Origin of the sequence: Carboxylicivirga fragile (genome assembly GCF_050589805.1) — a bacterium.
GTDB classification, from domain to species: Bacteria; Bacteroidota; Bacteroidia; order Bacteroidales; family Marinilabiliaceae; genus Carboxylicivirga; species Carboxylicivirga fragile.
The window spans coordinates 1-13,780 of record NZ_JBNGOY010000079.1 but is presented as its reverse complement, the minus strand read 5'-3'; the positions used below and the strand labels follow the sequence as shown (position 1 = coordinate 13,780).

Genomic DNA, 13,780 nt, shown 5'->3' with positions numbered 1-13,780 from the left:
CAGGAAAAATGGCTAAGTCATATTGCTAATTGTTTTTGGCGTTCTTCTGAAAACCTGCTTTCTAAAATTATGAACTTAAAATAGGCTATTAACGTTGAGTGTATGGTGTCGTAAGGGATTGCGGGCTTCAAACCTATCAAGTTACCACCCAAAATTGATGCGGATGTTACCGCTCGAAAACCTCTGAAACCCTTATGCACTATACACATTGTTGGCGTTTCGTTGTTAATTATTTTCCAAATATTCTTCTAATGTTGGAATTAAGTATTTTACATCAATTGAGTCAAAACTCCACTTTTTTCTTGCAAAGTTTACAATATCAACATGTCTTCTATCAATTGATGAAGTTTTCCAAATTGGGTTATCATTTTCAAATTCAGCATAATCTTTTATCTCCGCTTGCTGATTTAGTAATGGATTCTTTTTATATGATTCTAATTTCTCTTTAAACGCCTTATTTCCAATCGATGCATTATGTGACCCTGAAATTAACATTAAATTCCCCAATGAATTCAATTTGTTTGATACAAACTCTTCGGAATATTCATTTTCTTCATTCACATCATATCCGCCAGTGAGCTCTTCTCCCTCTTTGGGCGTTCTTGGTGAAATATGTTCTATCTGTTCGTTTTCTAATGAGAACTTCTTTATGTTATAACCTTTATTTTGAATGGAGTTTTCGTATTGCCAAAGTAGATAGTTTAACACACCGTTTCCATACATTCCACCGTTTAAATAGTTTTTAACATTAGAATCTCCCCAATACCATGATTCATTCAACTTGTTCTTAATTGCAGTAATTAATGATGGTAAATCTCCATTAAATGATAATAAAATTGAATTTAAACGTTCTTGAATATTGGCACGGCTATTAATAAGCTTGGCTCTAAATGTTAGAATTTCCAATACTCGAAATAAAGTATTCAATTTTTTCGTATCATCTCCGAAATGTTTATATCCTTTGATGATAAATGGATAAATAAATGCAGGAGCTTTTAATTCAAATAATTTTGCAGAATAATCATCATCTGATTGCTCATATTTCTTCATATTTGAAAATGAAGTATGAAGCTCTGAAATGTAATTTTTAATCCATTCAACTTTATTTTCAGATGCCTTAAATACCTCTTTTATGTCATTTAAAGTCCTATAGTTATACCCTTTTATATAGGCATTATTGTGATAAATTAAGACACTATCCTCATTTAAGCGTTTATAGTCATTGATAAGTAAATAAATCAGTTTGAAAATATTAGATACATTTTCAATATTTGATTCAGTTTCTTCAGGCTCGCTGTAAACATACATTTGATACATGAAATAAGACTTTATCTTTTCCATGTTTGTCAAATCTTTACCTCTATTATTTTCAAGCTCAAACATTAATGCTGAATCTTTCTTTCCTGCTAGTTCAATAACAGTCAAATCGGTTCCTTCAATTTTTTCGAGAATGTTTAATATCTTTTCAGTAGGCAGTTTTGAAAGCTCTGTTATAAAATAGCCTTTTGCCTCCTTAATTCTTTCCTGAGATTGTGTGCTAACTTCATATTTATCCTTGTTATCAACGATTAACGCATCATAACATGCTCTGTCATATTCAACAGGACGTAATTTAATGTTTCCACCGTTTTTCAAGAAAATCGTCTCTTTTGTTAAAAAGTCAAAATCCTTTAATTCACTTTCTGTTTTTCGTGTTGCTAAAACATTTAATATGGAACGTATAAATATTGTCAGAGTTGTTATTCTTTGTTGTCCATCAATGATTTCATACTTTACATCTTTCTTTATTGTCTCAAGCAGAAGGTTGCCATAAAAGTAATTGTTTCCTCCTTCAATTTGTTCTATCAAATCATTTAGAAACGTTTTCCATTGTGGTTTCTCCCAAGAATATGCTCTTTGATATACTGGTATTGTAAATGATTTCTGTGAGCTATCAAATAATCCTAAAGTTGTTTTTCTGTAAAAATCCATATTATAATATTTACCTTTAATGTACGGAGGTTCTCTTCAATGAACGCCAACGGTTGGCTAGATGAAGCGTGTGGCAATTTAACGAACAAAACTTTCCAAAACTTCACTGAGCCAAATCTTTTATTTGTTTTTACCTTTTCATTTTCAAAGCCAAATCAAAGATTTGGCGGTGTTAATTTAGCGAACTACGATTCCTCAAACCTACAAATGCTACATGCTTTATACTAGCGTGTTGTAGCCAGTTTTTATTTCTTTTAATTCACTTAATCCCTCTGCATTTTGAACTTGTTCGATGCGATTTACAATTTCTTTATAGTCAGAAACTTCGTTCTTATTCTTAATTTTTATCAAAATTTTTGCTTGGTCAATTAAGCATTCAACATGAATTTTAAAATTATTACAGTCTGAAAGGCTTAAATCTAAGATTAATCCTGTGGCACTTTGTCTATATGTTTCGTCATCAACATAAATCTGAGAGTCATTTAAAATCAATTCTTGTCCAAATAGTGATTTAAAATCAACATTAATCTGAGAGTAAATTATTTGTACTGCATCCTTAAGGATTGATTTAATTTCTTTTACATCTTTATAATTAAGATTCTGTCTCACTTTTTTTATAACTTCATACGACTTAATAATTCTTTCCTGATTAACACCGCTTTCCAAAAATTTCGAGTATTCATTTTCAAGAAGTGTTATTATTGTTTTTACATCTCTTCTTCTTCCAATTATACTTGTGCCAACCATCCCTTCTGACATAAAGGATATGTTCTTTTTATCAATTTTATAATCAATGAATATTAATTCCGGTTCAACAATTTTCTTATTAACTAATTCAATCTCAAAATGAGTTTCAATAAGTTCTATTAAAGAATCTATGTATTTAGCACCAAAGTTCTCTGATATTTTAATTTCAGACTTAAATAACCACATGGTCGGTTTTTTTTCAAAATTGGCTACAACGGTGGCGGTATGAAAAGTTGCCGATTGCGGGCGATTTCCTGTCAAGTTACACATAAGTTGAAGCGGACTACAACCCATGAATAACCTACTGTCCCGGCAATTTTTTATACCGCGTGTTGGCGTTTCGTTATTTTTCAAGGTCCATAATGTCTCTTTGGGTCAGGATAATAATCACTCGTTATCCAACCGTTTCTATTGTCGTTTAAATTCTCCCAATTTTCAATTGATAAAGTGTCATACTTCATTGTCATAATCAAGCTATCTTTCAATTCTTTCTCAATGTCAAGTCGTCGATTATTGAAAATCAGTTTATAAGCTGAATAATCCAGTCCAGTCGATTTTAAAAAACTAAAATATTCAATTGCGATTGCTTTATATTCTACAGAATCCGAATGAATTAACTTTGTGTCAAATTCAAGTAGTCTAATTAGAGCAGAATCTGCATAATTATAAACCATGGCTTGTTTATTTTGATTATAAAACTTATCAATCTGAACGAATATTTCATAGGTTATGGTCAAATTGTTTTCTAATCTCCGTCTTTGCCAAAACTTTGAATAGTAATCAAGTCCATTTGAAGTTGTGTCAGAATTAATAAAACCAGCAACGATTTCGTTTAATGATTTATTTTCCCATTCAGTATCACAGCACCATGCATTATTTTTCTCAAAATACTTGGCCTTTGATACGAACTTATCAAGACCTATTGTTGAGAATGCATTAAAAGCTATTTTCAAGTTCTCAGGTTCTCTCAACCAAGAATAATCTTTATTTCCAATAGAGTCAAACGGGAATGGTCTAATTCCACCAAATTTCAACTCAAACGGCAAATCATAGTAATAGTCTGCAAGTTGGTTATGCCGGAATGATTCAAAGAAGTCATATTGCTTCTCTTGAAAATTTCCGATATAATCAGTCTTTTTAGTTGATTTTATTCCTAAGCAGGAAACAAATCCAACTATTATTAAAGCGATTAATATGTTTCGTATATTTCTCATCGCAATAAATTATTTTACTTTTTATTCACTTCATTTTTAACCTTATCCCATTCCCTTTTTAAAACTTCTTGTGATTTATCTGTCAATTGGGATATATCAAAATCAATTTCACTGGTCTTTTTTGAATAATCGGCAAAACTTTCAATGACTTTATTAAGTTGATTTATAATATCAATATCCTCTACTGGATTAAAACGCAACTTTAAAAGAGTAGCTTTATTTACAATACCACTTCTAGTCAAAACATTTTTTAATGCATTTTCTGTGCTTTCAATATTTCTTTGAAGTTCTGAATAACCTTGTAATTCCTCGTCCGAATATGAATCGGGCTCTCTACTTACCACATAATTTGTATAATCCTGTCGTTCCTTTTCATTTATCATATCCACTAAATATTCGGTGTTTTTAAGATGAATAAGTAAAGATGAAACTAATTCCGTTAAATCTGTCCGAACAACTTGTATCCATTTTATCCTTTCGCTTGTAATTGTATCAATATATTTAGAAGTCTTTAGGTTTTTACGTGTAAACCAAATTGTAAGAATGGAAGCAACAAGTCCAGTCAAAGCCGATGTCGACAATATTTTCAAAAATGTATCCATATAAAATTCAGTTCATGTATTAATATCTCATTCGGGTAACAGGTTTTATAATGAACGCCAACTAGTCTGTATCGGCATGTATATTGCCAATATATCCTATTTGTCATTCGTTAATTTAAGTGTTAAAATAGTTTTTTTAAGCCAGAAACTTGTCAATAGGACTTTTAATTTGCTCAATATGTTTATTACTAACATAGGTGTAAATTTCAGTTGTTGTACATGAATTATGTCCTAATAGCTCTTGAATATATCGAAGATCAGTACCTGACTCTAATAAGTGTGTAGCAAAACTATGGCGTAACGAGTGTACTCCACCCCGTTTGCTTACACCACTTTTCTTTATGGCATGATATAATATTCGGCTTATGCTGGTTGTTGAATAATGACCTCCAAACTGACCTTCAAAAAGTAATTTATTTGGTTTGTATTTTTTATAATACTGCCGGAGCAAATCCAGAGTATAGTTACCAATAATGGTATAACGATCTTTTTTACCCTTAGCACCCAATATTCGCATCCGCATTCGTTTCGAATCAATATCTTCGATGCGTAATTTTAATAGTTCTCCAATGCGAAGCCCACTGCCATATATTATCGCCAATATTGTCTTATGTTTGATGTTATCAATACAGTCTAAAATACGTTTAATTTCTTCCTGACTCCATACCTTGGGTAAAACTTTGCCTGTCCTCGGGCGAACAACTTCCTCAAGTGACACTTCTCTTTTTAAATAGCCTTTATAATAAAGCTTTATGGCATTAACACTTTGATTAATCGTTTGTTTTGAGAAGTTTTTTTCACCTATCATTTTCTGATGGTAATCATTAATCTCATCTGCATTAAATGCATTGATTTGAGTTAAGCTGTTTTGTCGGTAACAATTTAATAAACGAAGTACATAGTAATAGTAGGTATTTATTGTATTATAACTATAAGCTTTCAGTTGCATAAACTTTATAAACTCTATAGGGCAACTTTTAAAATAGAGACTTTTTTGATAGGCTTGCTCAAATAATAATTGTAATATTCGATAATCAACAATCGATAACTCGTTGTGCAGCTTTATTCTCAAATGATTGGTAACCTCTTCAAGAAACCGAATCACCGTAGTTCTATTGGGTAACAAGGTATAGGCTCTGAGCTCTTTGTGCCAATGCAACCATTGGCAATTACTTAAAACTTCATAAATGTTTTTATTGGCTTTAAAGCTTACAACAATTAATCTTTCATTGTCATTTTTGTGAGGCACTAAAGTTATGGAACCAAGCTTGTCTTTCTTTTCTAGGATACCTTTAAAATAATAGGTGTCACCTATAACAACCTGTTCGGTATTCTCTTTTAATTTGGCATGATAGTATGTGCTGTTTACCTCGGCAATGTCATCAAATACATCAATTAGATGACCAATCGTTTTTTCGTTAGAAGGAGCAGTAAACGCATTAAAATCAGAGCTCCATCGAATCCATCCATTCTGCTGAATTCGCTTTAATATATCAGGATTTTGCTTAAAAAACAAAATACATCTATCGCCTTGCTTGCTTTTGCGATGGTTTAAATATATAACCGTACGCTTTTTCATTTTTTATTGACAAGTTCGTGAAAAAACGATACATTATCAGTCTTGTAAACGAATAGAAACGAAACTATGCGTTTAATTAAATTGAATAATATGAATACTTGTTTATACTGTAAGGAATTATTGACCGGCCGAGTCGATAAAAAATTTTGCAATCCTCTATGCAAAAGCGCCTACCACAATCAATCATTAACTTCTGCAGAAACTTATATTCGAAATATTAATAAACAGCTTAGAACCAATCGAAGTGCTCTTAAAACAGCATGCCCTCAAGGAAAAGCAACTGTGAGAAAAGAATTCTTACTAAAACTTGGCATGGACTTTAAGCATTTAACACATTCATGGAAAAGCAAAGGTGGCAACTTATATTATTTTTGTTACGATTATGGATATACACCAGCAATTGAGTCTGGCAAAGTTGTTATTGTTCAAAAACAGGATTACATGTCATAAATATCCAGTATGCGATAACTTTGCGCACAACTTTCGAAACGGTTTTATTAGCGTATATTACCAATAGCTTCGCCTCCTGAGTCACAATATTTCGACCAGAACAATCTAAATAATTCTTCAACTCCCAGCCGTCAATCCTTAATTTACGATTGATCTTATTTCATAATACATCAATGAAATGACTAAGTATAGAATGAATAATAATACTGATAAAGAAACATAATATTAGCTAAAATACCAAGCAAGAAGTGATAAATTATACTTATTAGATGGGTTAAAAAAAAGAATTTACTATTCCTGTTTTTAAATATGAAAATTCACAAACCTTATAATCTAGCAAAAAGGCCGTTTATGGATATTTAATTGTCTTACACTACATGCATAAGTTTAAGAATACATTACGACATCACTATAAAAAAAATACACTTTTTTTCTTAATTTTTGTGTCGTTGTTTCATCTCACAAATAACCTTAGTTAATAACTCATGATTAAGCAAGGCCTTATCTTCTTTCTGAATCAACTTAGATAGTTGATCAATACAGTTTACACAGCAATAGAAAGCATAATCCCCATTGTCAGGAGCCCAAGTTGAATTTAGCCCGAAATGATCTATAAAAAAATCGAAACCATCATGTAAGCCACAATGGCATGTATTCTTATAAAACACAATGGCTCTTTCTTTACAAAAGTCACAAGAACCTGGACTCTCTTGAGAGAATTGCCCAAGCTTTATCGAATACCCCCATAAACGCCAGCGAGTATTTCCTTCTCTCTCAAACTGAACATAGTGATTGATTACTTTTTCATCATTAGTCATCATAAACGTTTACTATCCAACTTTCAACAATCTCTTTCTAAACTTATATTCATTCCAAGCTCATGTAAAACTTTTACCAAACTTGATAATTTAACGTCATCACCAACCTCTATTCGGGAAACAGTACTTGCGCCTATATCAGCCATTTCTGCAAGCCTATTTTGCGAAATACCTAACTGATGTCGCGATACTGCTATCTTATTACCTAGAATAACCCTAGCACAATCATTATCAAAAATTTTACGACTCTTTGTTCCGACCTTACCATAACGTTCATTTAAAAGGTCATCAGCCTTATGTAGTTTTCCTTTATTCATATACCTAAATATATTCATCTCATAGTTAGTTGCAAAAGATTTAGTATAATATTTTAAGGAAGAGGCGAGCAAAATGAATAACAACTAAGGTTATTAATTGCCAAATCCAGGTGTTTTCCATAACACCCGAATTTGTGCAAAGCGATCATTCTAAATGATATTTAACAGCACTGACTTTAAAGCGAAAGCATTCTCTAGTCTATGGGATGTCATCCCAAATTTCATGCAGTTATTTCAAGATCAAATTTATCAATCAATAATCTAAGGTTTGGATTTCTATCTTGCATCTGCGCAAGGATTCCTCCAGGGCTGTTTATCTTCTCCTGCTTTTTAATTTCAATAATTAGGTCAGCAATATCATCTCCTTCCTCCAAAGGCGTTTTTTCAAGTGTATCATTTACTTTCACATTGTAACTGGCCTGACGAGCCATATCTGCCCATTTTTTTAAACGCTTTACCTTTATCAGGAAACAAGGTCACATCGTATTGCCGAAGCGCATTTAGCTTTTGGACATTGAGCATATTCTGCCCCCCAACTGCCAACCAGTTGTATTGTGGAAAATAAAGCGCATCAAGTATTGCATTTTTTTCACCTTCGGCTATTGCAACAGGTGTTTTTGAATCAGCAAGCAGGTGAGCTCCGAAATACAACTGCGCTAAATTGAACTTTTCAAATTGCTTATGAACCCAGGTGATAAAAGAGGATCTTTCTAGTGTTTCAGAATTGTAACACATTATTTTACCTGTTCTAACATCACCTCCTCTATTCACCTGCCAAAAGATTGTTTTTCGTCCTTTGGCCGTGCCAACAAAATATTTTTGAAGGATACTATTCACCTTTTCTTTAGGAAAATAGTTATATAACCCCACTGCAAAATCATTGTAGTCATAATGTTTTAAAGTAGCCTGTAAATAATGTGGATCAATCGTTGATGGTTTCTCTTTTTTGACCGCTTGTTTTGGCCTTGGATAAAAATCATCATTCTCAGGTCTGATGCCAGTTCGTTCAAAATACGTTTTAGGGGTAAAATGATAAGCGCATTTTACCTCCCTATTGCATTTACCTACATAATCAGCCAAGTGCTGTTTGGTTTGATTATCTATTTATCGCGTAAAAGTCCTTTGATAACATTCAGGGCAGAAATATCTTGACTTCCTACTTACATATTTTTCTAATAAATATCTATAATCTCTCATATCATACGTATTAAGCTGGAATTAGTGGAAAAATGGAAAGATCGTGAGCTACAGAACATTAAACGTCCACTCTTGTCCGGTTTGTCCACATGCAGTCCAGTGCCCATCCACTTGTAAGTAATTGATTTACTCACTTTATCCACTTTTCCATCTATTCCGTTACTCACAATCAACTTTACTTCGATATTGGCCTTTACCTAACTCCTGCGTTAGTTTACTCATTGATAGCAACTCATAACTCCTGGATCGTCCAATACGATGCAACTCCTTTGCCTTTTGAATAAACTCTTTACTTGTAAAGGTCTCTTTATCGATTGCTTTTAGGATGGAATACACCTTGCCATTTGGCGTATTTGTTTCATATGACTGCTCCATAATTTCATTTATTTGCAGAGCATTCTTATAGAAGTAATCTTTAAGCAAAATGGCCTTCTCCATACTTTCAAGCGACACTTCACTGATCGCTTGAGTGTTAAAATAACAATCGGTAATCTCAATTATAAGCGATAAACGCAACATATACCTATCAAGCTTTGATAATATACCCGATATATTACGGTCTTTATTGGAAGGTTCAACATGACTGTTTCGCTCCTTATTAAAGCGTATATTGGTATTTTTAGAAAGTGGAACAGAGTTGTACAAATCACCGTTTAACATTTCCTCCAGAAACCCTTTCATTTTATTCTAGAATATTGATATTAAATGCTTGTTTATAGGCTCATCAGTAACATATCTCTTCTCCATCTTTTGCGGAATAACAAAAAGCATTCTTTCAAAAAAACCATCTTTTGTATCTTTCGATTTTAATGATGCAATGACATCATCCTGAATTCCTCCAATGATATTCACACACGGCCTTTCAATAAAGGCGCTTTCAGCTTCTTTACGGTCTAATGAAAGTGAATCTCCATCCCAAATTGATAGGTAACTACTTCTTCGAGAAGCTCCGTTATATCCCACTAAACCATCCACAAATGTCTTGAACTCATCTGGAACAATAGATATCCCATGCGGATTATCATTAAGCATCTTCAAAAGAGACTCAAACGTTGACTCTTTTGTGGAAAGTTTCTTTCTTAATGGTTTTGGTTCACCATCATCAGGGTCATAATTGGCAACTGCATTAGAATAGTCAATTTCAAATTGAGACTGCTTCTCACTAATTGAATGATATGCTAATTTTTGAGGTGCACTTTTATTTTGGCCTGACCAACCAATCATAACAATCCAGAGAGAAGAATTTTCACTCCAGGTGATATCTTTTCTAACATGGTACTTATTGCCTATTGAAGAAGCTAGCGAAGAAAGCATTCCTCCTGCAAAGTAATCCATGTTATAAGAGCCATTTTCATACATCTCCAAAATTCCATCTTGTATGAAGGTTGGAAATACTTCAATAGGGAAATGTGAAATACGTTCTCTCTCCGCAGTATTGCTTTATAATCAATGATTTACAAAGCTTACACGCGATTTAACACGCATTTCTTAGCAATAAGAAATGCGTGTTTTTTTTTACCTTTTTTCAGGTGCATCGTTATACTTGAAGAGAAGATGAAATATTAAATTTATGGGAAGTCATTACCTCACGACTAATCCTTCCCAAAGAGAATTCTTTGGTAAATCCGATTTAGATACTTATCCCTACTCCACCAAGACACCTTCATATTAATCGCTGAACATTATACCCAAAAATACAAACCATCAAAAGAATATACCGAACAGATAAGTTTAGCATGGAGAGTGAATGCAACTTCAAAAATCATTGATTTTTTATCAAAAGAATTAAAAATTAAGGAAAATAAAATCATAGCAGTTGGATATTCAGAAGGAGGACAGGTAGTTGCTAAACTTGCTTTAGGAAATTCAAAAATTACTAAAATCGTGAATATAGTAGGTGGTGGACTAAATCAATTTTATGATTTTATTTCAGCAGAAAGGTTAAAAGCACAAAAAGAAATAATATCCGCTGAACAAGCACAAAATAAAATTGATAGCCTAAATTTAACATTTAAGGATATTTATAATAATCCGAATAAAATAAATAAATTTTGGTTAGGGCATACTTACAAATATTGGGCAAGTTTTTGCAATGATATCCCACTTGAAAATATGAAACAACTTGATATCCCAATATTAATAATCGCAAGTGGTAATGATGAAAATTCTCCAATTTCAGGTTTAGATTATGTGAATTTAGAATTTATTAGAAGGAATAAAACAAATTTGACATATAAAGTATATCCGAATTGTGACCATTGGTTTAATGAACAAAAATTAGATATTAACAAAATGGATGAGATGATGGAATATGTGCTTAAATGGATAGAAAATTAACAAAAAATGGTGTACAATAGAGCAGACTGTCGATAGGCCAATAGCCTATCAATTTTGCTCTCACACCACCGTCCGTAGTGAGAAGCCACGCTCGTCCTTTTCATTCAAATCTCTTCCAGAGCCCCCCAAGCACATACAGCGCTTCATTAATCATCAATATTAAGCGCTTTTTCACCTTAGCAGCTATGTTCTAATTTATTAATAGGCTAGATTCATTATAAAACTTCCTATTCATATTTCGAACAGGTTATTGTTCAGCTCTTATTAGCTCCTGTTCGTAAGTTCAAACTTTTGCTCGTTGGCTTACTTCAGTGCATGGGTCATCTAAACTCATCGGTGTGGTTTTACGAGTAATAGTTTTCAGCTTTTGTTTGAGCTCCTTCCAACTCTTATCGAATACCATTGTTGATACTTGCCTTTTATTTCTGGTTATCAACCATGTGCATAAGAGACTTTCTCTAGCCGGACTTTCATTACACAAAGGAACTTTATATATTTACCATTCAAGGCACACATTATATGCGTATTGTGAGCTGATGTACAAAATTTGACTTTTAACCTTTTATCAAACACCGTAGCGGTTCGATAGAGACCTGCCTTGGATTTTTGCACTAGGCTTATTCGAACACTTGTGTGCCACTAGAAACAAGAGAATATGAAGATAATTGTTTTTGGACTCCTTTTAATAATAACACAGCTCAACTGTATTTCACAAGAAACCGTGTTTCGCGATAGTATCATTAATAAGGCAATGACCAGTTTCAAAAACAAATGGAAAATCCCTGGTTTATCTGTGGCAATGGCTAAAGATGGAAGATTAGTTTATGCAAATGGATTTGGTTACGCGGATACTTTAAATAAAATCCCGGTGACTCCTGAAAGTAAATTTCGAACGGCTAGTTGTGGAAAAACCATTACTGCAATTGGGATTATGAAACTTGTTGAGGAAGGCAAGCTTGATTTGAATGATAGAGTTTTTGGTCGGAATGGACTATTAAATGGAGATACTTATTCTGAAATTGCAGATAAAAGAGTATATGATATTACTGTAAAAAACTTACTTCAGCAAACTATTGGCTGGCCTGAAATTGACATAATTGGAGAGAATTATGCCGCTTATGCATTACACTCACCAATTCCAGCCGGTATAAATGAAAATGCAAGATATATCTTATCACAGAAACTTGAATTCTCACCATCAAAAGATTACAGATACTCCGATTTCAACTATTTGTTTTTAGGTGAAATTATTAGTGAATTAACTCAACAAAACCATACTGATTACATTATCACTAATATTCTACATCCTATTGGAGCTTATAATACTTTGCCAGCTAAATCCACATTGGAAGAAAGAGAGGAAAATGAAGTAATATATTATGATTACAATCAAGAAACATTGCCTTTTGCATTTGATACTTCTAAAATTGTTCCAATGTCTTATTCTTTTAATTTCCAGCCAATGATTTCTAGTGGCGGCTGGATTTCAACTCCAATTGATATGATAAAGTTAATATTAGCAATTGATGGATTGGATAATAGAAAGGATATTCTAAAGTCAGAAACTATTAAGTTAATGACTTCAACTCCTGATGGAATTAAAAGTCGATACGCAATGGGAATGAAAGTTACAAAATCAGGTTGGCGCCATAGCGGTCAATGTACGTGGGGAACTTCTGCAATTTGGATTAAGACAAATGAAAATATATGTCTTGCAATAACTTGTAATACATTACCTACGGTTAAGGGAACGGAAGAAGTGAAATATGAAGCCATAATTGAACATTTAATTGATATGATAAAACTGATTCCTGAAAAGCTTGGGGGAATTACTAAATATCCTGACATTGACTTATTTACTGTGAATTAACGCAACACATCTATAATTATAGTGTATTTGGTATATAATGCTAAAATTTGCAAAAGAGAACGCATCGGAATTGATTTGAATTTTTTATCACCCTATGACATTCATAGCTTGAGGTAAGATAAGCTAATTTTGTACCCATAAAACTACTTAGCGCGCCTATTGTTATACTTGTAATGCAATAAAATATCGAATCAGTTAAAACAGTATGCAATGAAAGTGACAGCTAAAAAAAACGAACAGGTTGCTAATATGGTTTTTGCTTCTATTTACCCCCTTTACTGGAATAGATTGGAAAAGCATGGTAGAACAAAAAAAGAGTTCCACCAAGTAATAGAATGGTTCACTGGTTTTCATGAAGATCAATTACAAACACTTATTAAAGAGAAAGTAACATTTAAAACCTTCTTTGAAAAAGCAAAAATACATGCCAATGCACACATGATTAAAGGAGTTGTTTGTGGTTATCGAATTGAAGAAATAGAAGATGAATTTGAAGTGTATAAACAATGCAGACGTTTGGAAAAGTTGATTGATGAATTAGCGAAGGGTCGTAAGATGGAGAAAATTTTACGTGAGGAAAAGAAGTAATACCGTTTACAAACCAAAACGATTGATAAAAAAATCAATCTGTGCTTTTGTATCGGCATTAACCATTGTAATTAGCAAAATGATTTATCA

Annotated in this window: 15 protein-coding genes; 4 read left to right on the top strand and 11 right to left on the bottom strand. The window is 32.7% G+C overall.

The genetic code is table 11. The features are described from left to right. Positions 1 to 225: 225 nt before the first annotated feature. The 5 genes from ACRD7B_RS21845 to ACRD7B_RS21825 form a co-directional block, all read right to left on the bottom strand. Positions 226 to 1,971, bottom strand: a complete 1,746-nt coding sequence (locus tag ACRD7B_RS21845) for a DUF262 domain-containing protein (protein ID WP_430826794.1) — start codon at positions 1,969 to 1,971, stop codon at positions 226 to 228. A 219-nt stretch (positions 1,972 to 2,190) separates the two neighbouring features. Beyond that, positions 2,191 to 3,072 (bottom strand): hypothetical protein, encoded by an 882-nt coding sequence (locus ACRD7B_RS21840; RefSeq protein WP_430826793.1) that lies wholly within the window; start codon positions 3,070 to 3,072, stop codon positions 2,191 to 2,193. Further along, positions 3,069 to 3,932, bottom strand: a complete 864-nt coding sequence (locus ACRD7B_RS21835) for a hypothetical protein (protein ID WP_430826792.1) — start codon at positions 3,930 to 3,932, stop codon at positions 3,069 to 3,071. The genes ACRD7B_RS21840 and ACRD7B_RS21835 overlap by 4 nt, the downstream gene beginning before the upstream one ends. Positions 3,933 to 3,946: 14 nt before the next feature. Then, positions 3,947 to 4,534, bottom strand: coding sequence for a hypothetical protein (locus ACRD7B_RS21830; RefSeq protein ID WP_430826791.1), 588 nt, complete (start codon positions 4,532 to 4,534; stop codon positions 3,947 to 3,949). A gap of 136 nt (positions 4,535 to 4,670) precedes the next feature. Further along, complete coding sequence (locus ACRD7B_RS21825; RefSeq protein WP_430826790.1) at positions 4,671 to 6,113, bottom strand: tyrosine-type recombinase/integrase; 1,443 nt, start codon at positions 6,111 to 6,113, stop codon at positions 4,671 to 4,673. A 90-nt stretch (positions 6,114 to 6,203) separates the two neighbouring features. On the opposite strand from ACRD7B_RS21825, the gene ACRD7B_RS21820 reads away from it, so the two are divergent. After that, complete coding sequence (locus tag ACRD7B_RS21820) at positions 6,204 to 6,563, top strand: hypothetical protein (protein WP_430826789.1); 360 nt, start codon at positions 6,204 to 6,206, stop codon at positions 6,561 to 6,563. Positions 6,564 to 6,997: 434 nt separating this feature from the next. Here the strand turns inward: ACRD7B_RS21820 and ACRD7B_RS21815 are convergent, their stop codons facing one another. The 6 genes from ACRD7B_RS21815 to ACRD7B_RS21790 all read right to left on the bottom strand — a co-directional run bounded on the left by ACRD7B_RS21815 (position 6,998) and on the right by ACRD7B_RS21790 (position 10,230). Then, positions 6,998 to 7,384 (bottom strand): hypothetical protein, encoded by a 387-nt coding sequence (locus ACRD7B_RS21815; protein WP_430826788.1) that lies wholly within the window; start codon positions 7,382 to 7,384, stop codon positions 6,998 to 7,000. A 20-nt stretch (positions 7,385 to 7,404) separates the two neighbouring features. Beyond that, complete coding sequence (locus ACRD7B_RS21810; protein ID WP_430826787.1) at positions 7,405 to 7,698, bottom strand: helix-turn-helix domain-containing protein; 294 nt, start codon at positions 7,696 to 7,698, stop codon at positions 7,405 to 7,407. A gap of 221 nt (positions 7,699 to 7,919) precedes the next feature. Then, positions 7,920 to 8,129, bottom strand: coding sequence for a hypothetical protein (locus tag ACRD7B_RS21805; protein WP_430826786.1), 210 nt, complete (start codon positions 8,127 to 8,129; stop codon positions 7,920 to 7,922). Further along, positions 8,092 to 8,802, bottom strand: a complete 711-nt coding sequence (locus tag ACRD7B_RS21800) for a DUF6371 domain-containing protein (RefSeq protein ID WP_430826795.1) — start codon at positions 8,800 to 8,802, stop codon at positions 8,092 to 8,094. The genes ACRD7B_RS21805 and ACRD7B_RS21800 overlap by 38 nt, the downstream gene beginning before the upstream one ends. A 252-nt stretch (positions 8,803 to 9,054) precedes the next feature. Beyond that, complete coding sequence (locus ACRD7B_RS21795) at positions 9,055 to 9,576, bottom strand: hypothetical protein (RefSeq protein ID WP_430826785.1); 522 nt, start codon at positions 9,574 to 9,576, stop codon at positions 9,055 to 9,057. A 6-nt stretch (positions 9,577 to 9,582) separates the two neighbouring features. Continuing rightward, positions 9,583 to 10,230: a DUF3987 domain-containing protein gene (locus ACRD7B_RS21790; RefSeq protein ID WP_430826784.1), complete on the bottom strand. Its 648-nt coding sequence runs from the start codon at positions 10,228 to 10,230 to the stop codon at positions 9,583 to 9,585. A gap of 288 nt (positions 10,231 to 10,518) precedes the next feature. On the opposite strand from ACRD7B_RS21790, the gene ACRD7B_RS21785 reads away from it, so the two are divergent. The 3 genes from ACRD7B_RS21785 to ACRD7B_RS21775 all read left to right on the top strand — a co-directional run bounded on the left by ACRD7B_RS21785 (position 10,519) and on the right by ACRD7B_RS21775 (position 13,690). After that, entirely contained in the window at positions 10,519 to 11,232 is a 714-nt protein-coding gene (locus tag ACRD7B_RS21785) for an alpha/beta hydrolase (protein WP_489685656.1), read from the top strand. A 655-nt stretch (positions 11,233 to 11,887) separates the two neighbouring features. Next, positions 11,888 to 13,102: a serine hydrolase domain-containing protein gene (locus ACRD7B_RS21780; RefSeq protein WP_430826782.1), complete on the top strand. Its 1,215-nt coding sequence runs from the start codon at positions 11,888 to 11,890 to the stop codon at positions 13,100 to 13,102. A gap of 210 nt (positions 13,103 to 13,312) precedes the next feature. Beyond that, a complete protein-coding gene (locus ACRD7B_RS21775; RefSeq protein WP_430826781.1) occupies positions 13,313 to 13,690 on the top strand; it encodes a DUF2200 domain-containing protein in 378 nt (125 codons plus the stop codon). Positions 13,691 to 13,780: the final 90 nt, after the last annotated feature.